This window comes from Nitrospiria bacterium, from assembly GCA_036397255.1.
Classification (GTDB): domain Bacteria; phylum Nitrospirota; class Nitrospiria; order DASWJH01; family DASWJH01; genus DASWJH01.
Genome location: DASWJH010000073.1, coordinates 20,594 through 42,218 on the forward strand (window position 1 = coordinate 20,594; position 21,625 = coordinate 42,218).

25 protein-coding genes are annotated in these 21,625 nt (G+C 42.7%); 11 read left to right on the plus strand and 14 right to left on the minus strand.

Annotated elements, in window-relative coordinates:
- Window positions 1–2: 2 nt before the first annotated feature.
- Window positions 3–908: a type II secretion system protein GspC gene (gene gspC / locus VGB26_09415; protein HEX9758005.1), complete on the minus strand. Its 906-nt coding sequence runs from the start codon at window positions 906–908 to the stop codon at window positions 3–5.
- A gap of 328 nt (window positions 909–1,236) precedes the next feature.
- Here gspC and VGB26_09420 point away from each other — a divergent pair, with 328 nt between their 5' ends.
- Complete coding sequence (locus tag VGB26_09420) at window positions 1,237–1,767, plus strand: DUF3105 domain-containing protein (GenBank protein HEX9758006.1); 531 nt, start codon at window positions 1,237–1,239, stop codon at window positions 1,765–1,767.
- 131 nt (window positions 1,768–1,898) lie between these two features.
- Here the strand turns inward: VGB26_09420 and VGB26_09425 are convergent, their stop codons facing one another.
- Window positions 1,899–3,239, minus strand: coding sequence for a hypothetical protein (locus VGB26_09425; GenBank protein HEX9758007.1), 1,341 nt, complete (start codon window positions 3,237–3,239; stop codon window positions 1,899–1,901).
- Window positions 3,240–3,638: 399 nt separating this feature from the next.
- Between VGB26_09425 and lnt the strand changes: the two genes are divergently transcribed.
- Both lnt and prfB read left to right on the plus strand, forming a co-directional pair.
- Window positions 3,639–5,240 (plus strand): apolipoprotein N-acyltransferase, encoded by a 1,602-nt coding sequence (gene lnt, locus VGB26_09430; GenBank protein ID HEX9758008.1) that lies wholly within the window; start codon window positions 3,639–3,641, stop codon window positions 5,238–5,240.
- Window positions 5,212–6,319 (plus strand): peptide chain release factor 2 gene (gene prfB / locus VGB26_09435; GenBank protein ID HEX9758009.1). Its coding sequence is split into 2 segments (ribosomal slippage): window positions 5,212–5,277 and window positions 5,279–6,319, totalling 1,107 coding nucleotides; the frame shifts between segments, so codons are not numbered across the junction. Before lnt ends, prfB begins: the two co-directional genes overlap by 29 nt.
- Before the next feature lie 83 nt (window positions 6,320–6,402).
- On the opposite strand, the gene VGB26_09440 is transcribed toward prfB, so the two are convergent.
- Window positions 6,403–7,908, minus strand: coding sequence for an MBL fold metallo-hydrolase (locus VGB26_09440; GenBank protein HEX9758010.1), 1,506 nt, complete (start codon window positions 7,906–7,908; stop codon window positions 6,403–6,405).
- A gap of 104 nt (window positions 7,909–8,012) precedes the next feature.
- Between VGB26_09440 and VGB26_09445 the strand changes: the two genes are divergently transcribed.
- Entirely contained in the window at window positions 8,013–8,999 is a 987-nt protein-coding gene (locus VGB26_09445) for a methyltransferase (GenBank protein ID HEX9758011.1), read from the plus strand.
- Window positions 9,000–9,057: 58 nt separating this feature from the next.
- Here VGB26_09445 and VGB26_09450 read toward each other — a convergent pair whose 3' ends face one another.
- Together VGB26_09450 and VGB26_09455 are read right to left on the minus strand one after the other, a co-directional pair.
- Window positions 9,058–10,050, minus strand: a complete 993-nt coding sequence (locus VGB26_09450; GenBank protein ID HEX9758012.1) for a hypothetical protein — start codon at window positions 10,048–10,050, stop codon at window positions 9,058–9,060.
- Window positions 10,051–10,348: 298 nt separating this feature from the next.
- A complete protein-coding gene (locus VGB26_09455) occupies window positions 10,349–10,966 on the minus strand; it encodes a 2OG-Fe(II) oxygenase (protein ID HEX9758013.1) in 618 nt (205 codons plus the stop codon).
- Between the two features lie 429 nt (window positions 10,967–11,395).
- Here VGB26_09455 and VGB26_09460 point away from each other — a divergent pair, with 429 nt between their 5' ends.
- Window positions 11,396–11,782: a DUF302 domain-containing protein gene (locus VGB26_09460; protein ID HEX9758014.1), complete on the plus strand. Its 387-nt coding sequence runs from the start codon at window positions 11,396–11,398 to the stop codon at window positions 11,780–11,782.
- 289 nt (window positions 11,783–12,071) lie between these two features.
- Here VGB26_09460 and VGB26_09465 read toward each other — a convergent pair whose 3' ends face one another.
- From VGB26_09465 to VGB26_09480, 4 genes are all read right to left on the minus strand, one after another.
- Entirely contained in the window at window positions 12,072–12,632 is a 561-nt protein-coding gene (locus tag VGB26_09465; GenBank protein HEX9758015.1) for a 3'-5' exonuclease, read from the minus strand.
- Window positions 12,633–12,721: 89 nt separating this feature from the next.
- Window positions 12,722–13,504, minus strand: coding sequence for a YqgE/AlgH family protein (locus tag VGB26_09470; GenBank protein ID HEX9758016.1), 783 nt, complete (start codon window positions 13,502–13,504; stop codon window positions 12,722–12,724).
- Window positions 13,485–14,090, minus strand: coding sequence for a class I SAM-dependent methyltransferase (locus VGB26_09475; GenBank protein ID HEX9758017.1), 606 nt, complete (start codon window positions 14,088–14,090; stop codon window positions 13,485–13,487). Before VGB26_09475 ends, VGB26_09470 begins: the two co-directional genes overlap by 20 nt.
- 42 nt (window positions 14,091–14,132) lie before the next feature.
- Window positions 14,133–14,468, minus strand: coding sequence for a transcriptional regulator (locus VGB26_09480; protein ID HEX9758018.1), 336 nt, complete (start codon window positions 14,466–14,468; stop codon window positions 14,133–14,135).
- Here VGB26_09480 and VGB26_09485 point away from each other — a divergent pair.
- The 5 genes from VGB26_09485 (at window position 14,443) to VGB26_09505 (ending at window position 17,043) form a co-directional block, all read left to right on the plus strand.
- Window positions 14,443–14,718 carry a hypothetical protein gene (locus VGB26_09485; protein ID HEX9758019.1) on the plus strand — a complete coding sequence of 92 codons (276 nt, stop codon included), beginning with the start codon at window positions 14,443–14,445 and terminating at the stop codon, window positions 14,716–14,718. The two genes, VGB26_09480 and VGB26_09485, sit on opposite strands and share 26 nt — an antisense overlap.
- Window positions 14,719–14,999: 281 nt before the next feature.
- Entirely contained in the window at window positions 15,000–15,383 is a 384-nt protein-coding gene (gene crcB / locus VGB26_09490) for a fluoride efflux transporter CrcB (GenBank protein HEX9758020.1), read from the plus strand.
- 9 nt (window positions 15,384–15,392) lie between these two features.
- A complete protein-coding gene (locus VGB26_09495; protein ID HEX9758021.1) occupies window positions 15,393–15,761 on the plus strand; it encodes a DUF190 domain-containing protein in 369 nt (122 codons plus the stop codon).
- Between the two features lie 10 nt (window positions 15,762–15,771).
- On the plus strand, window positions 15,772–16,566 hold the full coding sequence (locus VGB26_09500; GenBank protein ID HEX9758022.1) for an OmpA family protein: 795 nt from the start codon (window positions 15,772–15,774) through the stop codon (window positions 16,564–16,566).
- 42 nt (window positions 16,567–16,608) lie between these two features.
- Entirely contained in the window at window positions 16,609–17,043 is a 435-nt protein-coding gene (locus VGB26_09505) for a PH domain-containing protein (protein ID HEX9758023.1), read from the plus strand.
- Window positions 17,044–17,081: 38 nt separating this feature from the next.
- Here the strand turns inward: VGB26_09505 and cysZ are convergent, their stop codons facing one another.
- Both cysZ and VGB26_09515 read right to left on the minus strand, forming a co-directional pair.
- Complete coding sequence (cysZ, locus tag VGB26_09510) at window positions 17,082–17,798, minus strand: sulfate transporter CysZ (protein HEX9758024.1); 717 nt, start codon at window positions 17,796–17,798, stop codon at window positions 17,082–17,084.
- An 8-nt stretch (window positions 17,799–17,806) separates the two neighbouring features.
- Complete coding sequence (locus VGB26_09515) at window positions 17,807–18,697, minus strand: patatin-like phospholipase family protein (GenBank protein HEX9758025.1); 891 nt, start codon at window positions 18,695–18,697, stop codon at window positions 17,807–17,809.
- A 156-nt stretch (window positions 18,698–18,853) separates the two neighbouring features.
- Here VGB26_09515 and VGB26_09520 point away from each other — a divergent pair, with 156 nt between their 5' ends.
- The gene (locus tag VGB26_09520) at window positions 18,854–19,732 is read left to right on the plus strand and encodes an NAD(P)-dependent oxidoreductase (GenBank protein HEX9758026.1); all 879 of its coding nucleotides are present in this window, start codon (window positions 18,854–18,856) and stop codon (window positions 19,730–19,732) included.
- Between the two features lie 469 nt (window positions 19,733–20,201).
- On the opposite strand, the gene VGB26_09525 is transcribed toward VGB26_09520, so the two are convergent.
- From VGB26_09525 to VGB26_09535, 3 genes are all read right to left on the minus strand, one after another.
- Window positions 20,202–20,834: a class I SAM-dependent methyltransferase gene (locus VGB26_09525; protein ID HEX9758027.1), complete on the minus strand. Its 633-nt coding sequence runs from the start codon at window positions 20,832–20,834 to the stop codon at window positions 20,202–20,204.
- An 86-nt stretch (window positions 20,835–20,920) separates the two neighbouring features.
- The gene (locus VGB26_09530; protein HEX9758028.1) at window positions 20,921–21,343 is read right to left on the minus strand and encodes an HPP family protein; all 423 of its coding nucleotides are present in this window, start codon (window positions 21,341–21,343) and stop codon (window positions 20,921–20,923) included.
- Window positions 21,330–21,625, minus strand: a 296-nt coding sequence (locus VGB26_09535) for a hypothetical protein (protein HEX9758029.1), incomplete at its 5' end; no start/stop codon positions are given. The genes VGB26_09535 and VGB26_09530, both read right to left, overlap by 14 nt.

The window sequence follows — 21,625 nt, forward strand, 5'->3', positions numbered from 1 at the left end:
AATTAACGAATTTCGTAATCAAAAGAAGTTTTTATGTTATTTCGAACCAAATCCAAAGAAATACTTGTCTCATCTTTGAGTTGTTGAAAAATCTTTAAAAAACTCTGGGGATCCTTGATATCGATTCCATTGATTCTCTGCAGAATATCACCGTTTTTTAATCCAATTCTTTCATAGATGCTATTGGGCACGATTGAAATAATTCTGAAGCCGTTGGCCTTACCCTGGGTAAAATTGGGAATAATCCTGGCTTTTGTTAAAAGTTGGGGGAGATTTTCAAAGGCCTGTGAGACCTCCCGTTTATCTAACACCCAATTGTTGGGGGCAACGGTTCGGATACCCGTGTTTTCTCCTTCCTCTAATTTTGCATTTTCCATTTGGGATGAACCTTCCTCGAGCTCTTCCTCAAATAGAAGGAGTAATTCCTCTCTTCCTCCTCTTAAAAGGGTGGCCTTTTCTCGATCAACGTAAACCAGCTTCGCCCCTTCCACCACCATGTCATTGATTCGGTATAATTCCTGGTTCTTTGTTTTTTCATCCTGAATCACAGCAAAACTTTTTGCGGAATCCCACCCTACTACAGTCCCAATTAAACGAATATTAAGAGGGGTCAATTCTATTTCGGGCGGGTTATCAGGAATAGAGGCAATCTCAGTGTCTTTTTTCCCCCGAAGTTCCCGACTGAAGATATTTCCCTCCAAAATAGCTTGGGAATACTGTTGGAAAGGTTTACGAATTTGGGAAGGGGAAGCCAGGGAATTATCCTTTATTTTGGAGTGAACAACAAGTTTTTCTCCAATAAAAAACCCAATTAAATCAGCGACTATGAAGGAGAAAAGGGTCAATAAAATGAAATGGGAAAAAACAAAAAAACCTTTCCCGGGTTTAAAACCTCCTCTTATTCCCATAGTTCCTTCCTTACCCAAAAATAACGATGAAATTCTTCACACAAAAAGAATGCACCTGTGCAATTTAAAGTCATTATTGCCGGCGAATAAAGTCCTTAAAAACTGCCACTGAGGGTGAGCCATTTAAAATTGGAAAAAATGAAGAGAAGGTATCAGAATTTAATTTTCATTATAGTATTTTCTACTGATTTGTCAAGGAGATATGTCATTTCTCCCCACCAACAAAAATTACACATCTGCTATCTGTCCCTTTACATTATGGACCTTCTTATGGTAGAAATCCAAATTCCATAAAGAGCACTTGTTTTCATTCGAAAAGGAGGTATGGATGTTTAAGGGTCACTGTATTTTTAGAATTAGCCTTTTAATTTTTTTGTTTTTAATAACCAGTATATCCAAAAGTATCGGTGCTGAATCCGTTGAAGGTCCCGGAAGGTCAATTCCTTCCCAGGGGAATGAGCACATTGCTTCCATAGGGGCTCCCCATGATCCATATAACAGCAATCCTCCCACATCGGGTTGGCATGTGGGTTTTGTCGCAAGATGGGGTATTCATTCCAGCCCTATTCCAAAAGAATTACAGGTACACAATCTAGAAGATGGAGGGGTCATCATCCAGTACAATTGTAATAATTGCGATGAATTGGTCTCAAAATTAACCAAAATCGCAAAAAAATATAATCGCATTGTTTTAGCCCCCTACACGGATATGAAACCTCTGATTGCCCTCACCGCGTGGGGAAAAATCGATGAACTTCCGGAATTTGATGAAAAACGAATAATCCGATTTGTCGAGGCATATATTGGAGTTGATCACCACCCCAAAAAAGAAAACCTCCCCACCCCACCCCTCAAATAAGCCAGGTATTGGTTTTCCTTAAAAAAAGGGTTCCCAAAAGGGCCCCCTCCAAATAAAAAACTTAAATTAAAAAGAATCTCTCCATACCCAAGGTTTCCGGGGAGAGTTTTTCTTATCCCTTTTATCAAAAGTTAAGTTGTGCTTGTTGTAGAAGTGGTAGTCGTTGTGGTTGTGGTGGTGGTTGAGGTGGTGGTCGATGTCGTCGTGGTGGTGGTTGAGGTGGTGGTCGATGTCGTCGTGGTGGTGGTTGAGGTGGTAGTCGATGTTGTCGTGGTGGTGGTTGAGGTGGTGGTCGATGTCGTCGTGGTGGTGGTTGAGGTGGTGGTCGATGTCGTCGTGGTAGTGGTTGAGGTGGTGGTCGATGTCGTCGTGGTAGTGGTTGAGGTGGTGGTCGATGTCGTCGTGGTGGTGGTTGAGGTGGTGGTCGATGTCATCGTGGTTGAAGTAGTGGGCAAGGTGGTTGTTGCAGAAGTAGTTGAAGTGGTGGGTGAGGTGGTTGTCGCAGAAGTGGTTGTTGTGGAACCTGATATTGTCGTGGTGGTGGAAGTGGATCCTAAAGTCGTGGTTGGGACTAATGTAGTTGTCGTGGTGGTGGTTGAGGGAAGAGGATTAAGAACGTTTGAACTCAGAAAGTTAGTGATGGAATTAGTTAAGTCTGCCTTTAAGGCATCAGGGGATAAATTCACCCCGCTTCCACTCACCAACTCTATTGAGGAACCATAAACCTGCCCGTCAAAATTTCCATCCGTAATATCCAGCTCAAGGGCCTCCAGCAAATCCAATACCGTAAAATTGCTAAATCCGGGATTGGCAGAACCAATATCAAACGCCTGTTGCGACAGACCCAGGATAATTAAACCGTATTGTGTTGATGGATCCGTAAAATCAATGGGATTGGATAAAGACACATTGGGGATTATGTTGGTTATATTAAGGTTGATCAAATTCACACCGGAGACCTGAATATGTTGACTGCTCATTTCCTGATTGGCGGAGGCAATGGCGGAGGAGGCAGAATTGCCATCTAAAATTTTAAAATCGGCTAAAATGCATCCTAAGGTGGTATAGGGAGTAATGGCCACATTGGATCTGGTTTCTCCGGAATTTAGGGGGTCAATACAGGTTCTCAGAGGATTTCGCCCTGCAAGGTCCAAAAGGGAACCCGTCACTTCATCTACAAAATTTCCACTGTTCAAATTCAATTCCATCAGACCGGTGGCACCCCCAATCGACAAGAAATAATTTCCGCTGGAGTCGGTTAGACCTTGAACAATCGGGGTAGGTCCTCTTTGGCCATCGGGTGCAATATTCAAAGCATTGACCAAACCATTATCCACCGCTCCTTTGGTTACGGTCCCTGATATTGAACCTCTTGCCCCACCCCCGCCTCCCTCATCATCCCCCCCACACCCAAAAACCCCTATAAAAAGGGAAACAACCAACAAGGTTAGGATCTGTTTAAACCGTTTCAACGGATATTTTCCTCTTCTTTTTACTTCTGGTCCCGGGCCAAGCATGCCAATTTCAGGATTTCATGGCAAAATTTATTAAAAGTAATTCCTTTGTTTATAAAAGCACTTTTAATGCCATTTGGAGGCAAAAAAGGTATTTTTTAAAAAGAAATTGCATAGTACTGAAAATATTGGAAAGTTTCAATATAAATTTCACGGTTTCTTAATATTTAGGAAGGGTGTCCTTTTTAAGGATTGAAAAGGTTTTCTAGAAATAGGAATTTCAGTCTTTTTTTAAAAAGGAAACAGGGAAATCCTTTTCCACTTTAAAACCAATTAAATCCTTGAAATTTAAGCTTTAAAACGCTATATTCGTGCTTTTTTAAAATCAGACGATCCCAACGCACCCGGATGGAGCCTTTGATTGAATCGGTAACCAGAAAAAACCTGGCCCATTTTTTAATCCCCTCTATTTCCTCCGGAATTCTTTTTTTCCTTTGTTTTCCCTCTTTTGAGTTTCCTTTTCTTGCTTGGTTTTGTCTCATCCCCTTATTTTTCGCCATCCGGAATGTCACTCCAAAAACTGCTTTTTGGCTGGGGGGAATTTCAGGAACACTCTATTTTCTTGGAACCATTTCCTGGGTCACCAATACAATGGTGCAATACGGGAAGCTTCCTTGGGTGCTCAGTGTTTTGTTAATGTTTCTTTTAGTTTTTTACCTTTCCCTTTACGTGGCTACCTTTTCGTTTCTGGCCCATTGGGCTTCCACTTCAAAAAACATCCCATTATTTATAAGTGCCCCGCTTTTTTGGACCATGTTGGAATATGGGAGGGGCCACTTTTTCACGGGTTTTCCATGGGTATTGTTGGGTTATTCACAATATCAATCGCTTTGGGTCATCCAAATTGCAGATACCACAAGCGTTTATGGCATTTCCTTCTTGATCGTATTGGTCAATGTCTTTTTCTACGAATGGGTTTGCTTCTTTTTCCTGAGAAAAGAGAATAAGTCAGGAAAAACTATTCCATGGGCTTCTTCCGCTTTTACTTTAATCGCTCTTTTAATCACACTTTTTTACGGTCATTCAAAAATTTCCCAGACTGAAGAAAAAAAATCATTTATAAACCTCGCCCTCATCCAGGGAAATATTGGACAGGATATAAAATGGGATAGGAGATTTCAGGAGGAAACCCTTAACACCTACCTAACCCTTACCGAAAGGGAAACGCAAAAGGGCATTGATTTAGTGGTCTGGCCTGAAGCGGCAACTCCTTTTCTCTTTAATCAAAATCTTGAGTACCAAAAAAGGATTTTACAGTTCGCCCATGCCCAATCCACCCCCCTACTTTTTGGAAGCCCATCCCTCACTCTTCTTGAAAATTCAGCACCTGTTCTTCTCAATAGCGCTTATTTGATTTCCCCCGAAGGTCAAATAAAAAGCCGGTATGACAAAATGCATTTGGTGCCTTTTGGTGAATATGTCCCTCTTTCCTCCCTTCTCTCATTTGTCAACAAAATGGTAGAAGGGATCGGAAATTTTATCCCCGGAAAAACCCCACTGGTCATGGACCTCCCAAAAGCCAAATTTGGTGTGGTGATCTGTTTTGAAGTGATTTTTCCAGAGCTGGTCAGAAAATTTGTTAATCACGGGGCCCAAATGATGACCACCATCACCAATGATGCCTGGTTTGGATACTCCTCCGCTCCCTATCAGCATTTCTCTATGGTGGTATTTCGAGCCATTGAGAACCGTGTTTCTTTTGCCCGGGCGGCCAATACGGGGATCTCAGGTTTCATTGATTCTCGGGGAAGAATTTTAAAAAAAACCAATCTTTTTGAACGGACCACACTTCGAGAAACCCTTTTTCTAAATCATGAAAAGACTTTTTACACCCAATTTGGTGATATCTTTGCCTGGGTCTGTGTTATAATGTCTTTTTCCATCATTATTCCAAGCATTTACCTTGAAATTAAAAAGAAAGGAAAACTCCATGTTGGAAGAAACCCAGGAAAAATTTGAAGGACTTTTGAAAAAATTGGATCAGCTAAGGGGGTATCTTTGACCCCGCTTCTATAAAAAAACAAATTAACCAAATTGAAACCTCCATGGTTGCGGAGGGTTTTTGGGATAATGCTCAAAAGGCCCAAAGCCTCCTGAAAAACAAAACCCACCTTGAAAAAGAATTAAAACGTTGGGAAGACCTGGACCAACAAAAGGAAAATTTAACTCTACTTTTTGAGCTTTCCAATGAAGAGGGAGGGCAATCCCTGGAAGGAGAGCTCAAACAGGGGTTAACGCATTTTCAAGAACAGATCGACCGCTTAGAGGTAGAAATCCTTCTTTCGGGTGAGAGGGATATCAAAAACGCCATTGTGGCCATTCATCCTGGTGCCGGAGGAACAGAGTCCCAAGATTGGGCCCAAATGCTTTTACGGATGTACCTCCGTTGGGCGGAGCGAAACGGTTATTCGGTGGAAATGATCGATCTTCAGCCTGGAGATGAGGCCGGAATTAAAAGTGCAACTTTTTCCGTTAACGGCGAATATGCCTATGGTTACCTCAGAGCAGAGGGAGGGGTTCATCGACTGGTAAGGATTTCTCCATTCGATGCCAACAAACGCCGTCATACCTCCTTTGCTTCGGTTTTTATTTTTCCCGAGGTCTCTGATGACATTGAAGTCGTCATTGATGAAAAAGAACTCCGGATTGACACCTACCGGGCCAGCAGCGCGGGGGGACAGCACGTGAACAAAACCTCCTCGGCAGTGAGGATCACCCATCTTCCCACGGGGACTGTGGTTCAATGCCAAAAAGAGCGCTCCCAGCATAAAAACAAATCTATGGCCATGAAGGTCCTCAAAGCCCGTCTATTTGAGCTGGAACAACAAAAGAAAGAGGAAGAGCTAAATCAGTTGACCAGTGAAAAAAAGGAAATTGGGTGGGGAAACCAAATTCGATCCTATGTTTTTCAACCCTACCAAATGGTCAAAGACCATCGGACGAACCTTGATGTAGGAAATGTCAATGCGGTTATGGATGGAGAAATTACCCAATTTATTAAAACCTATCTCCTTCAGTCCTCAAAAGTAAAAAATTAAGGAATATCCTTCCACCTAAAAAAGAAAAATGGGGCCTCCAGGAAAAACCAACTTCAAAGAATGGCAAAAAAGTTGGGGGGGGATTAAAAAGGTTTGGGGGCTTTTGCGGTAATTCTCTCCGGAACCCGAAGCATCTCTCCGTCTCCCATCATAGCCATCCGAGCGGGTGCATAACCAGGATCAAGTTCCAATGCCCGTTGAAAACGGGGAACGGCTTCTTCTTCCCGCTCCAATGCCCGGTAGCAAATTCCTAGGTAAAATTGAGCCTTGGCTTCATCCGCGGGTTCCAAAGGTTGTTTTAAGACTTGTTCCAGAAGATTCATCGCTTCCGTTGGGTCGTCACCATTTCGAAAAGCTCCCATGGCATGGTAAGAGCCATATAAAATTAAAGCAGGGGCATAGTTAGGATCTAAATTTAACGCTTTTTCTGCGGAACGGCATACTTCAAAAAAGAAATCCGCCCGCTCTAAAACCGACCCGGCGACTCGGGACCCTTTAATGAGCACCTTTCCCCGGGTAACCCAGAGAGATGGTTCTTTAGGGAAGCGTTCACAGCCCTCATTAATGATTCCCACGGCCAAATCAATTTTATTTTCTTTTTCAAAGAACTCAGCCGCACGTATAAAAGATTCAGGCTGGTTGTTGATCTCCCTGAGCGGAATTCCCAACACATCCGGGTCCACCTGTGGGATGGCAGAGGGTTTTAATTCCTGCCAGCCGGTCATGTTTCGAACAATGCGTAAAACCGCATAACGAGGAGTTCCCCAGACCTGAGGCAAGGAACCATATTTTTCCGGAAGAGCTGCTTCCACCTTCTGGATCATCTCTTCCAACGATATTCCTTGCTCCACCATGGGAACCACTGAATTAATAAAATAGTTCTGAAGGTCAATAAAAAAATCGATTTCCGGAATTCCCCCCAAGGGCCCGTGACCAGGAATAATTTTTTCTGGTGAAAGGGCTTTCATTTTATTTAAAGCCTTAATCCAGGACCGGTCATCGGATAACCCCTCTCCCATAACTGGTTGTCCCAAAATCGGAAAACTTCCGGTCATAAGGGTATCCCCACTGACCATACAATGCTCGGTTGGCAAATAAACCGCTGTGGCATCATCCGTTTCAGCACTTCCCAAAAAGAGAAGTTGAATGGGCACAGACCCCAGGGTTAACATCAATTCTCCATTGAATGTGGTGTCCGGCAAAGCAGGGTCATTTTCAGGGATGGAAAAACCTCTCGACCGAAGAAAGGCACGTTGGCGTGTGTTTCTTCGTTCCATGAAATACTTTGTGAGCTCGCTTGAAATTATTTCCGCACCGGCCTCCTTGAAAACATCATTCCCGGCCCAATGGTCCCAATGGTAATGGGTATTGATCACATAACGGATCGGTGCGGGGGTAATGGTTCGAATGGCTTTCAGGACCCGTCTCGCCATGGGAGCATTGATTTGGGTATCCACGATGGCCACCCCTTCCTCTGTAATGATAATTCCGGAATTCACCACATTTCGGAACATGTAACAGTGATCGGAAATTTTTATTAGGCTACCGTATTGAAGTTTTCCAAAAGGATTGGGTATTTGTTTTTCCATAGTCTGGTAGCATAAACCAAAGAAATGGCTGGGGTCAACCCGGTGATGAAGGTAATGGAAAAAAAGATTGACCTAAACCCTCTGAATTGATAAAAAGATTTCTCATGATTCGTTCCTATGAAGACTTGATTCAAATTGCAGATGCTTATGCCAATTCCCGCACACTGGTCACCGGTGTGGAATTGAATGTCTTCACCCACATTGGAAAAAGATCGGTAACAGGCAAGGAAATTTCCCGAAAAACCCGTACCTCTTCAGAAGGAATGGAATTCCTTCTCAATGCACTTGCTGGAATGGGACTATTAACAAAAAACGGAAACCGGTTTCGAAATACCCCCATTAGCAAAAGATATCTTGATGCCACCAGCCCTAAATCCATTACCAACTTTCTTTGGTTGGCCGGCCAACATTGGGAAGATTGGATGAACCTTACCCTGGCCATTCAAAAAGGTCGTCCCACGGATAACATCGACACGCAAGATGATCCTGAATTTCGAACGCGTTTTGCCAAGGCCCTGCACGAGCGAAGTTTCTATGTCACCCCCCAACTGGTTCGCCATATTCACCTGGGAAAGGCAAAGACCCTTATGGATCTTGGCGGGGGAGCGGGTTCTTACGCTTTTGCTTTCGCCAGAAAAAACCCCGGGTTGCATGCCACCATTTTCGACAGGCCAGCCGCGGTCAAAGTGGCTCTCATGGAAGCTAAAAAAGAGGGCCTTTCAAAAAAGATCAGTGTGATTGGAGGAGATCTTTTTAGGGATTCATATGGTGGCCCCTACGATGTAATTTTTTTCTCTAATGTAATTCACATTTACGGCCTTTCCCAAAACCAAATCATCCTGAAAAAGGTAAAAAAAGCCCTTTCACCTGGGGGGAGATTCATCATCGTAGAATATTTTCTCGATAAAAATCAAACCCGCCCTCCCGATGTCTCCTCTTTCGCCTTGATGATGTTTCTTTTTACTGAAACCGGGCGGTGTTACACCTGGGATGAAGTGACCCAATGGCTTAAAGCGGGTGGTTTTTCTCAGTTTAAACGGAAACGGGTAAATGAAAAGATTGGGATTTTAGACGCCATGCTAAAAAGGTGATTAAAAGCCTCTCCCCTTTAAAAAAACCGGGGTCCATTTCGCGTGGAAATTGATTTCCTTAAAAATGGTGGTTCCGGCCTTTATTCGCTGTTTCATCAAAACCATTCGAGGGAATAATTAATTGATGAAGCCTGGGTTTGGACATCAAAATAGTGTCTCCAATGACCTCCCCCATGGTACCTACGATCTGACCAAAAACCTGAAACTCTTTTCTCCCCTTGTATTTTCCCCAAACCACCAGAAACCGGTCTTCATCAGCTGATACGGAGGGTTGATCAAGGACATAATTACACGATGTGGTTTGGCTAATGGGAAAACCCGAAGAAGGCATACTCCCGGAACGAAAAATGATTTTTGCCATGATGGCTGACCCACATTCTTGAATGTGGGCGCGCTTCCAAACCAATAAAAATGCATAACCATTAAAGGTAATGGATGGAGCGGTTTGGTTAAAAATGCCAGTGGCGATGGAGAGTTCCTCTTCCACCAAAAAACCATCTAAACTCACCAGCTGCCCATAAATGGATATACCTTGGGATTGGGTCATATCAAATCGGGAATGTCGATCATCGGCCCAGGTCACTAGAGCGTTTTTCCCATCCTGTGCAAGGTGAACTTCCCTCTTCATGGATGCGGCATCATTTATTACAATCTCCGGCCCTTCTTTCTCCCCATCTTGAGTCATCCAAAGCCCTTTAATTTTATTTTTTGTTTCCCCTTTTACACCATCCTCCCAAACCATAAAAAAATGTGTTCCATCAAAGACCATGGCAGGTGTTACGGAAAGGGAACCGGGCATGGGTTGAATGAGGAACTCCTCAACTAAGGGGTCTCCAAAACCATCCAATCGAATTCCATAAATACCAGAAGGAGTGGCTTCCTCATCAAACCATACCGCCATCACCTGTTGTTCAAATCTGACATGAGTTGCAATTTCAGGGTCATAGAGGGCAGGTTCTGAGAATTCCAAGACATGATTCATTTGAGGGTGAGAAAAATGGGGAATAAAGAAAAAAAGAAAAAGGCTGAAAAAAATTAATTTACGAAACATATTTTTCCTAAAAGGACCCGATTTAAATTTCGGTAAATGTGAATCATTTATTATTTATAGATTGCAATTTAAAAACCTAAAGGGGGAAATTTAGAGGAGGAAACCCATAACCTAATGAATATTCTAAAATTTTTATGGCCCACCTATTTAGGGTGGTTTTTCGACGCTTTATCTTCAAGAAATTTTTTCCAGAAAATAGGAAATTTTTTTCCTCGTTTCTGAAAAAAGATGAAAAAGCAACAAATTTTTGTTTTTTTCAAAAGAAGGGATGAATGGTGTGGATTTCTTGGAGAAAACTTTAATAAACGTGGGGACTCTCCGCAATTTCTCTTTGGTGAATCCCGGGGACCGGAGGTGTTGGGGTATCAAGGGTTAGGGTTTCCCGATGAGGAGCTGCTTTGTAAAGCTCACAAACCAGGCGGCAATTATCCGAGTTTTGGACCAAACCCACTAAAACGGTATAACGAGCCCCTTTGTAATAGGGGATATCATAGTGGAATCCAATGTGATCCCCCGGCTCTGTAAAAAAATAAAGCGCACAAGCGTGAGGATCATTTTCTGGACAAACCATTACCGGTGCCTGGACCAGGCGAGACAAGAAATCCAAAAAAACAGGATTTCGATAAAGAGCCATAAATGCAGGGGCTTTTTCCTTCATGACAAAATAACTCACATTTCCCCCCTTTTTATGTTTTGGAATATAGTTTTGGTGAACAAACCGGCGAAGCTGATTTAATTCTGGGAGGAGGAATTTCTCAATAACAGCCGGGAGAAAAATTGGTTGAATAATGATGCACTCTTCCTGTTCCCAATAAACCCTTTGAATTTCGCAAAAATCTAGTGCCTTGGTGGCTTTCTCAATTTCCTCATTTATGGCCCGAGGATTTTCTCTCACTACACAGGGTTCACTTCCCATGAGATTTCCACCTTCTTAAAGCACTCAATTTAGTTTGGGGTATGGCAGTCATGGGTAACAAAAAGTGAGAATAAATCAACCTTGCTTTAAGGTCAAGCCCCGTTTCTAAACATCGGTTTTAATGAGATTTTTATTCTATTTTTTTTCTTAAATCCTTTTCAATTATTGTGGATCTAAAAATAAAGAAAGGAGGGGATTGCAATGACCCTAACTGATTGGATAAGATTCATCGCGGGGACATTTGTGGCGTAAGACTAACATTGGTTTTTTTCCACAAACCCTACTGGTTTTTTCTGATCGGTTGGGTCGGGTTAAATTTAATTTGATCCGCATTTAAGAAAGGGTGCCCAATGATGGCCCTATAACGAAAAACCGGTATGCTGGAATAACAGACCGAAAATTTAAAGCAATTTTGATTGGAGGAAAACAATGGGATATTATTTTAGTAAAACTTTAAACATTTCATTTGACCAAGCGACCAAAAAAGTAAAGGAAGATCTCAGTAAAGAAGGTTTCGGGGTATTAACCGAAATCGACGTTAAGGAAACACTTAAAAAGAAATTAAATGTAGACTTTCAAAAATACATAATCCTCGGTGCTTGCAATCCAACGTTTGCTTACCAGGCCCTTCAGGCGGAAGATAAAATCGGTACCATGCTACCCTGCAATGTGATCCTTCAAGAAAGAGAAGACGGTTCCGTTGAGGTTTCCGCCATTGACCCCATTGCCTCGATGCAGGCCATCGATAACCCAAACTTGAGGCCAATTGCTCAGCAGGTCCAGCAAAAACTCAAAACCGTTATTGACCAACTATAAAAAGGAATTCGTCGTGGGGAATCCTATATTATTATAGGGATTTTTTATTGGCAGAAAAAAATTCAGGTGCCTTCACAAAAAAAACCGTGCAGGGGGGTACGGACCCTGCCAATTCTACTCACTGCACCTGCTTTGATGGTGGGAGTCTCTGTGATTATTTTGGACCCTATATTTCAGGGTCTGGCCATTTCCCTTTTATTCGGGGTTTTCGCGTCCGCGCTTTTAACTTTATTGGTGATCCCCACCCTCTACTATGAGGTCAATTTCTCCCTACAAAAAAAGAAAAGCTTTAAAGCGAGGGGGAAGTGGAGGTTAGATACTTTTCTGCAAATATTTTAAATACCTTTGCCGTATGCCGTGTATCATCAATGGCCCGGTGGGTTGGCTTTTCCTTGAGTAAAGAATCCACTAGTTTCTCAAGAGATACCCCTTGGAACCCTGAAAAAAATTGAGCCACGGATTGCAAATCAAGAAAACGGTGACCGAAGGGCCATGGCTTGCCCATTTTTTCATATAACCCTCGTAAAAAGGCTACATCAAACCACACATTCCAACCTAAAATAGTAGGAATTGAACCTCCCTCACAAAATCGTTTATGAAACTCCTCAATTACGATTTTAAAATCGGGAGCAGTTTTTAGCTCTTCCATACTGATTTTATTGACCGCCATGGAGTCTGCGTTCATTTCTGTACCAGGTAAGGGAGCAATTAAGGAGGAATATTCATCAACCAAATTTAATTCTTCATCCATTAAAACCGCCCCAATTTCGATACAGGAATGCTTGGTCGGATCTAATCCAGTGGACTCAACATCGATCACCAAAACTTTCTGGTTGGCTTTAAAGCTCATAGTCTTTCCTTTTTATTAAGGTTTTTTTTTGGGTGACCCGAATGCTATCAGATAGAGATGAATCCGTCAACAACGCTCTTTCGAAAAACTTATTTTTCCCCCCAAAAAAACAATCGTACTGAATCCGTCAATCCCACTGAGGTGACACCGATATTTTCCCTCCCTTGAATAAACTGCTGACTAGATCTTCGGATCATTTTCTCCCAAACCGACTCCGGCTCTTCATTAAAAATATCTCCTGAGACACCCTGAAGAACACGCCAAACACCCCGTGCCAGTTCCCCGTCGAGTTGCCCTGGGGCCCATCCGGAATACCCAGAATAAACCCTAAAAGTATCTTCAGGATCAGCCTTAGTGATAACCTTTAATAAGGTATCCACCTCACCACTAAAATAAATGTCATCCATAACGTGATAGGATGAATCAAATAGGTGTTGGCTTTTAAGAAGTAAAACCAGGGACTGGGGGGAAACCGGTCCACCCACATAAAGAATATCGGACCGGTCCTTTAATTCTTCAATATCAGGCAAAACCTGAAACAAACGCATGGAGGCAGGCCTGTTCACAATCACCCCGAGGGAGCCAACCGATCCATGGTCGGTAATTAATATCACAGACCTTTCAAAATAGGATCCCTGAAGTTTGGGATCCGCCACCAATAAAATCCCTTTTTCCACCCTTTTCCCAGGCCTTTCCTGGGTAAGAAACCCTTGATTTAAAAATTGGAACTGTGTTTCGTATGAAGGCTTTTCACCCCCCCCATTTTCATCCACTGTTTTTGCTCCCAGGCTTAAAAAAATTACAAAGAATCCAATTATTACCGACAATATCCCCATGGTAGCCTCGTTTTTTTTAATATATTTTCCTGGCAATTAAATTAATCCATTTCCCTTTTCGTTCTTGATTAGAAACGGTTTTGATCATCTCAAGGCTCCACCCTGAGGAAACCACTGCAGCGATCAACTCTTGTTTTAACCACCGGGAAACATAACGTCCAGGAATCCACCCTTTTTTCAAACGGCCGGAAACGTTCCCATGGGCAAAAGTAGCTCCCAAAATTCCACCGGAATTCATCAGGGATCCGATCCCCTTCAGGGCTTTTCGGAAATCCGGTTTTGAAACATGAATTAAGGAAGCGGCGGCCCAAATAACATCCAAGCGATTTTTTTTAATAGGCAGATACCTCAAATCACCATAAATAAGTTTAACCTGTGGATCTTTTCTCCTCGCCCACTTTAAAAAAGCCCACACGCCATCCAGGCCGATGGGGTGGTACCCTTTTTTCTTGAGATAGAAAATATCTTGTCCTGGACCACACCCCAGGTCTAATATTATTCCTTTTTTTGGCATTTCCCTCAGGACCTCTTTTAGCAAAGGGGGAACTCTGTATTTTTCCTTACCCCATTGGGCCAAAAAAGTCCCGGCCTGTGCTTCGTAAACTGCCAGGGTGTTCTTCACGTCACCCTTTTGCTTTTTTCGAAAGGATGCCAAGGAGAAATTCTATTCCTTATCTGCTTGAACTCCAAAAGCGGGTGGACTCACCCCTTCATGCCTGCATTGAGGGCATCCGCTTGGAGCAGTCAAACGACGCCGAGCTTCAAAAACAAAACCGCAATGGTTGCATACCGATGGGATAATAAGGAACCGCTTTGGTGGATGAATACTTTTCGCCACATAAGAAAGATGACTTAAAACCTCTTTTTCCGAAATACGAATCATTTGTGAAAGATCCCTGGCTGTTAAAACCTCATCATTCAATGCCGCCATAATCTGCTGACGAAGGGTCATGGATAGATTGTGCAACCATTCATTGTCCTTCCTTTCGGGTTTTCCCATCTTTCTCACCTTAAGTTTTCTGGCTCATCGTGGAAGTGAGTGGGTAAATTTTGTCATTACCCGCCTGTCCGGCGGGCACTTGCAGGCAGGGGAAAGCGGAAATCCAGGCCCTTCCCGTCATTCCAGCGAAAGCGGGAATCCAGAAGATGTTGATTTTTTGAATCCTGGATTCCCGATAAAACCATTCGGGAATGACGAACTGGATTTTGCAGGAACCTCTAATACTTCAAAGGCTTCAACCACAGAATAACTTTGACTTGACCCTTGCCCTGTATGGACCTTAAACACTTTTTAACAATTTTTACCCACTCGATTACACGAAGACCCAGTTTTCTAAAGAAAAAGTTATTGTAAACTTTTTTATAACCTCTGTCCATCCGCTGAATTAACCTTTAAACCCTTCTTTTTGGTAGGGGGAAAAAGTTTACAAACTCTCCCTTTGTTTGACAAATTCATTACTTAATTCTAATATGATCGTCCACTTAGAATCTAATTTTCGGAGATGGGAAAAGTCTCGGAGCTGTAGCAGAAATGACATTCTTTCAAAAGTTAATTTGGATTGGAACCGCAGGTGCTCTGGGAACTCTAGTGCGTTACGGATTATCGGGGTTCATTCAAAAAACCTTTGGATTTGGGTTTCCCTGGGGAACGCTCCTAGTCAATATGATGGGATGCTTTTTATTCGGTTTGTTTTGGTCCCTTGCGGAACACCGATTCACCTTTGGGGGTGAAGTCCGTATGATCGTACTGGTGGGTTTCTTGGGATCCTTTACGACCTTTTCCAGTTTCGCCTTTGAGACGTCCCAACTTCTTAGGGATTCTCAGTGGCTCATGGCCATGGGAAACCTCATGGCCCAAAATCTGATCGGCATAACAACCTTATTCCTAGGCCTGTTTTTAGGCCGTTTGTTATAAAACCCTTTTATGAGACTTCCATCTGAAGCGGAACTGCTTAGGATTTTCATCGGGGAAAGCGATAAACATAAGGGATACCCCTTGTATGAAGTTATTGTGGACGAGGCCCGAAAACATGGAATGGCGGGGGCAACTGTATTACGAGGAGTATTGGGTTTTGGGGCTCACAGCCGAATTCACACCAGCAAAATTCTTCGTCTCTCGGAAGACCTTCCAATGGTTATTGAAATCGTAGACCGACCGGACCGTATTGAATCCTTTCTTCCTAAATTGGACACCCTTATAGGGGAAGGACTGATCACACTGGAAAAAGTTCGGATCATCACATACCGAAGCATTGTTCCTGGAAAAACAGAGCGATCAAACGAGGAAAGTTAGGAGGGAAAAAATGCTATTCTTAAAATACCTTATTGTTGTGGGTTTTTCGATTCCACTAATTTTTTCTTGTGTTTCAAAATCTAAATTCCTGACCCTTGAACAAACCAGTTCCGCCGAGCGCGCAAAGCTAAAGGATCAAATTTCTGCACAGGAGGGGAAGATAAAGAAATTGGAAGAAGAAATCGAAAACAAGGATTTGGAAATCAAACAAGCCAACGAGCAAGTGATTCAAATGGAGAGAAAAGCGGGACGGATTAGGGCGGAAAAGGAGAAAGAGGCAGATGACCTAAAGGCGCAGAAAGATGCTGAAATCGATCGTCTTAAGGGAACCTATGAAAGCCTGGTAACGGATTTGAAAACTGAAATTGAAAAAGGGGAAATTAAAGTCACTCAAATCAGAGATAAACTCTCTGTAAACCTGGTTGAAAAAATTCTTTTTGATTCGGGCCGCGCTGAAGTAAAACCAAAGGGAAAAGAAATCTTGCAAAAGGTGGGAAATATTCTTCAAACCGTTCATGACAAAGAGATTCGGATCGAAGGTCATACCGATAATATTCCGATTGGTGGAAACCTGAGGCAACGTTTTCCGACCAATTGGGAATTATCCACACAACGGGCCACCAATGTCCTCCGGTTTTTACAAGAAGAAGGCCGCCTTGAAGGAAAATATTTATCCTCGGTGGGATATGGTGAATTTCGCCCCATGGCCACCAATGAAACTCCGGAGGGCCGTTCAGAGAACAGGCGAATTGAAATTGTTCTTGTCCCCCTTGACATCCAGGGAATATTCAAGGAGCTCAACTAAACCCTTTAGCCGTTCTTTTTATCCAAATAGAGGTTTCATGCAATGGGTCAACCCGAACGGGAAGCTCCCTTGGTTTGGCAAGGAAAACCCGCCTGGAGTTCCTATATTTATATTTGGATGTTTGTAACGATTATTGGAATTCGCGCTGTTGTTTCCTTCAGATTAGGGCTTGGGGAAAATGCTTTTTATGAAATTGTGTTGGTTTCTGTTCTTTTGACCATCCCACTCTATTTTCACCAAACCACCCATTACAGGGTCACCCGTCATGCCGTATTCCGTGCAAAGGGATTTTTGGGGAAAGAGGAACAGTCATTTCCACTCTCCGCTATAGAATCCGTCAGTCAGCAACAGGGTCCACTGGAACGTTTGTTCAACTGTGGGAATGTGGTCATAAAATTAAAGGACGGTAGGAAGGAAAGGCTCTCCGGGATAAAAGATCCGGACGTTGTCGGACGAAAAATCAGAGCCCTGCTGTGAAACCTTTATTCAATATTCTCCGGTTCCCTCATATTTTTTCAATCCGTGCCGGAAAACTCCTCCACCCACATGACAGTAGCCCCGGCAACGGCCGTGGGCATGACGATAAAATTGATAAAAGGAATCATTAAAAGAATCATGGTCGCTCCCCCAAAGCCCAGTACCATCCAGCGTTTTTCCTGAAGTTTGGAACGCTGCTCTTTAAATAATAACCCATGATTTCCCATGGGATAATCAGCAAATTCCAGGGCCAACATCCAGGCACTGAAAACCAGCCAAACCAACGGGGCAACCACATTGATCCCCGGAATAATAAACAGAAGGAGTAAAGGAAGGGACCGGGAAAGGAAATAAAAAATTTTTTTCCCTTCCGAGATAAAGGCGGGCCAAATATTCATGACTAAGGTTTTTATTCCACCCTCCGAAGGCATTAGGGTTCCTGTGAGATGAACCTCAACCGCTTCAGAAAGCAACCCATTAAAGGGAGCTGAGATTAAATTACAGAATAAAATAAAAAAATAAAAAACAATAACCAATATGACAACGGCAAATAATGGCCAAAGGAGCCACTCAAGCCAGTTCAACCAGATGGGCAATAAAAGGTCTATGAAGCGTTTAAATTGGCTGGCCCCAAACCAAATAATAAAAGAAAAAATTATAAGGTTGATCAAAAATGGAACAAAAACATACCTTCGGATTCCCGATTTTTGAATCAAAAAAAAACCACGAAGTAAAAAAACCATCCCTTTGACCACAGATCGGTTTACTCCCTAAATGAATCGGGTTTGGGTATATTCAGTGAAGGTAAAAACTCCTCTTTTTGTTTTAAACTGTTAATGATCGCTTCCTTTCCTCGTTGAATTAAAATCTCATTTTGCTCAAAACCAAACTCATAGATATCACTGACATTCGGACGGACGATTAAATCAGCGGATTTGCAGTCTGAAAAGGCCTGGCGAAAAAGGGCAATATCAAAAGACCGGCCGATGACCTCAACCAAATTGGTGGGCCTTTTCATTTGAATGCTTGAACTCAACACCACCCCAATCACAATATCCGCTCCCGCATCCTTTAAAATTTGGCATGGAACCTTATTTAACAACCCCCCATCACAATATAACTCCCCTTCCACTTCAACCGGGGCAAAAATTCCTGGCATGGCACAACTGGCCTGGACGGCAGGGAGGACGGGGCCCTTATTAAAAATTTTAATGGTTCCAGTGGTGAGGTTGGTAGCCGCCACAAAAAACGGAATCCTTAAATCTTCAAAATGGGGGTTTCCAATTTTCTTTTCAAGGTAAGATGCCATTCGGTCGTTGGTCGCAATTCCCATTTTTGGAAAATAGTTAAATTTTCCTGCATCTCTCCAGCGATATTCCTTTCCGCAGGCTTCCAACAACTCTCCTTCAATCCCGCCCACATATAAAGCCCCCACAAAACTCCCGGAACTGCTTCCGGAAAGAAAAGAAATGCGTATCTGAAGGTCATGAAAAACGGAAAGAACGCCCACATGGGCAACCCCCCAGGAGGCCCCGCTTCCCAAGGCAAGGCCTACCTTGGGTTGCCTCCCATACCGCTTGATTAAACCTTGGAACCAATCCCACAGCCCCCCCACTTCAAACTTTCCTGTTCCAATTTTTTCAAACCTACCCACCAATTCTCTTCCCTCGCTCTTTCATTGTGTTAGCCTGGAAAGATTACTCTTTTAATCATTGGTTAAGCAATAGGAACCACAAATTGTGATAGACTATTGGCATTAAAAAAAACGTTCATATCTTTTGAAAAATAGTCATTAGATAGGAGGCAAAGGATGAAACAAATTGGGTTTCTAGGCCTTGGAATCATGGGCAGCCGAATGAGTAAAAGGCTTTTGGATGCAGGTTTTGAAATCACGGTGTGGAACAGAACTCCTGGAAAGGCTCAGGATCTGGTCCGAGCGGGGGCAAAGGAGGCCAAAACTCCAAAAGAGGCTTCGTCAAATAAAGATGCGGTTTTAACCATGCTGGCAGATCCCCATTCCGTTCTTCAGACTGTATTGGGTCAAAATGGAATCATCGAAGGGCTCTCAAAAGGATCCCTGTTAATTGATTTTACAACCGTAGATCCCGCAACACCCCAAAAGATTAATGATGCTCTGAAAACAAAAGGGGTTCGATTCCTTGAATCCCCCGTTACGGGAAGTAAACCCGCGGCAGAATCCGGAGAACTGGTGTTGATGGTAGGCGGAGATCCCCAAGTTTTAGAAGAAGCAAACCCAATTTTAAAACCTCTTTCTAAAAAAATCGTACATATGGGACCTGTGTCTTCTGGGGCCCGAATGAAGTTGGTGAATAACCTGATCATTGCAGGGTCTATGCAGGCCCTTTTTGAAGGACTGACCTTGGGAAAAAAAGGAGGTTTGAATCATGAAGCCATGTTGGAGGTTCTCACCTCAAGTGCCCTTTCTTCATTTCTACTTAAAATGAAAGGGATCGCCGTCATGGACAGAGATTTTAATCCCAATTTTTCGGTTAAACATATGGCCAAAGACATACATCTTGCCATGGAAGAAGCCCATCACCAATGCCTTTCTCTTTCCCAATTGGCAACCAATCATGCACTGTATGAGGCCGCAATGGCGCAAGTAGGGAATGAAGATTTTTCAGCCCTTATAAAAGTAACCGAAAAGGTATCGGGAACCGAAAACTAAATCCTGATCGCCTTGGTCTTCTTGAAAAACTTCCTTGAAACTTAAAAAGTTCTGTGTTTAAATTCCCCGGATAGTCTATTTTAAAAATTAAGGGGAATTTGATTGAAATTCTTTGAATTAAAATTTTTAATTTAATTTCCGAAATTTCTACAGGAGATTGTCAAAAAACACTTCAATTAAATAAAGTGGATTCCTTTCCCCCCTTTTGGTATTTGTCTATCCCCCTGTAAACCTATTTCAGGTCAAATAAAAGTCAATTGAAATTTTAGGGATGGGGGGAAATTTGATCTCAATTTGGTCAAAAAAACTTTGTAATTGAAATTCAAGAAAAAGTCTCCCCTCCGGGTCTTTTAAAAGATCCATTTCTATTTAAAAAGAAAAAAAAATCAATCATTTGTTTTTTTAAGGAATGGTTATTTTTTTTCTTATCCAATTAAAGAGACCCAGACAATAATTTACTCACCCCTTTTCAACTCTTTTCACTCATTACGGGCTCCCTCATCGCTTCAATGACTTGGACCATCCCGAAAAAAGTCCGGTGAAAAGTAAAAGGAACCAAATGGGCTTCCCGGACCAGGTCAAGGGGTTCTCGGTTCCAATGACAACCTAACATTTCGGCATGTTTGGGCGCCCCTTTATCCTGCCAGCGCCCTATTTTTTCCCAACTGCTTCGGCCATGCTCCAAAAGTAAAATACGTCCGTCTGTTCGGCAAACCCGCCCCATTTCTTTTAGGGCACCCACAGGATTAGAGAAGGTACATGTGGAAAGGGAAGAGACCACCGTGTCAAAACTTTGATCCGGAAAACCCAATTTCTCTGCATCCATCAAACAAAAGGTAATTGAACATTTAAGATCTTTGGCTTTTTTTTGTGCAAAGCCTAACATGGCCCCACTCATATCAACCGCGGTCAACCGGCATTTTGCAGGATAGTATTTAAAATTCCGCCCGGTGCCCGCAGCCACCTCAAGGACTCGACCAAATGCCCTTTTCATTAATTTCTTTCTAAGAAGGTTCAAACCCAAAACCTCCGGAATCCCCTCAGCCCAATCGTACCATTTGGCCATAGACCTGTATTTTTCACGGAGTTCTTTATTATTCATAATGGAATTTTATAACAAATCCCTCAATGCATGGCGACCAATTTCCCTGGTTACCGATAAAGAAATAATGCCAACTAAAACCACAATTAAGGTGAAGAGGGTCCACTCACATTAATGATGAGTGCCAAAGCAAGCCCTGCTGCCGGGGGATGTTCCGTTTGGATCACCACCATCAAGAAAATGGATAACCCAACCGCCAGCGCCCCAAAAAATGCATAGTTTAATATCCCGCTTGAAAAAATCCCGGAAATAAAAGGCAAAAGTGCATGAATCACACCTCCTGATATTATCCCCTCCATGTACCCCCCAATGAGGTACCTTGGCCTGGAGGAAACCCTTTCAGGCATGGTGAATGCAATAAAGGAGCTGGCCCCTAAAGCAGAAATCACAACCGCATTGTTTTTTGCATCCAAAACCAACAAAATAATAAAAACGGTTGAAGACGCTAAAAGGCATTGTAAAACATAACTAATTTTATTACTTTTAAATTTTTCATCAAAAATTTCCATTATCACCATCCTTAATTTGAGGGTAAGCGAAGGAAACCAGGTTTACCAATCTTATTAAAGTTCCGCTTATACCAAAACTGGTAAGAAGAATCCATTCTCTATTTTTTTTATTTCCTTTTATGGATGAAAATTTTTCCATGCCTGTAATCCCAAAATGATAATGTCCTATTTGCCCAAAATAGAAATGTCCTATTGGCTGATAGAATGCCCTGACATGGAAGGAGGGCAGAATGGCCAGAGAGGACATGCTGAAGATGAGTGTGAAGGAACTTCCAAGGGTGC

Bases quoted from the DNA above. Each gene is read 5' to 3' on its own strand.
- gspC (HEX9758005.1), bottom strand. From the start codon at position 908: ATGGGAATAAGAGGAGGTTTTAAACCCGGGAAAGGTTTTTTTGTTTTT.
- VGB26_09450 (HEX9758012.1), bottom strand. From the start codon at position 10,050: ATGTTTCGTAAATTAATTTTTTTCAGCCTTTTTCTTTTTTTCTTTATT.
- VGB26_09455 (HEX9758013.1), bottom strand. From the start codon at position 10,966: ATGGGAAGTGAACCCTGTGTAGTGAGAGAAAATCCTCGGGCCATAAAT.
- crcB (HEX9758020.1), top strand. From the start codon at position 15,000: ATGACATTCTTTCAAAAGTTAATTTGGATTGGAACCGCAGGTGCTCTG.
- VGB26_09505 (HEX9758023.1), top strand. From the start codon at position 16,609: ATGGGTCAACCCGAACGGGAAGCTCCCTTGGTTTGGCAAGGAAAACCC.
- VGB26_09495 (HEX9758021.1), top strand. From the start codon at position 15,393: ATGAGACTTCCATCTGAAGCGGAACTGCTTAGGATTTTCATCGGGGAA.
- VGB26_09445 (HEX9758011.1), top strand. From the start codon at position 8,013: ATGATTCGTTCCTATGAAGACTTGATTCAAATTGCAGATGCTTATGCC.
- VGB26_09480 (HEX9758018.1), bottom strand. From the start codon at position 14,468: ATGGGAAAACCCGAAAGGAAGGACAATGAATGGTTGCACAATCTATCC.
- VGB26_09500 (HEX9758022.1), top strand. From the start codon at position 15,772: ATGCTATTCTTAAAATACCTTATTGTTGTGGGTTTTTCGATTCCACTA.
- VGB26_09440 (HEX9758010.1), bottom strand. From the start codon at position 7,908: ATGGAAAAACAAATACCCAATCCTTTTGGAAAACTTCAATACGGTAGC.
- VGB26_09420 (HEX9758006.1), top strand. From the start codon at position 1,237: ATGTTTAAGGGTCACTGTATTTTTAGAATTAGCCTTTTAATTTTTTTG.
- VGB26_09520 (HEX9758026.1), top strand. From the start codon at position 18,854: ATGAAACAAATTGGGTTTCTAGGCCTTGGAATCATGGGCAGCCGAATG.
- VGB26_09465 (HEX9758015.1), bottom strand. From the start codon at position 12,632: ATGAGCTTTAAAGCCAACCAGAAAGTTTTGGTGATCGATGTTGAGTCC.
- VGB26_09525 (HEX9758027.1), bottom strand. From the start codon at position 20,834: ATGAATAATAAAGAACTCCGTGAAAAATACAGGTCTATGGCCAAATGG.
- VGB26_09530 (HEX9758028.1), bottom strand. From the start codon at position 21,343: ATGGAAATTTTTGATGAAAAATTTAAAAGTAATAAAATTAGTTATGTT.
- VGB26_09460 (HEX9758014.1), top strand. From the start codon at position 11,396: ATGGGATATTATTTTAGTAAAACTTTAAACATTTCATTTGACCAAGCG.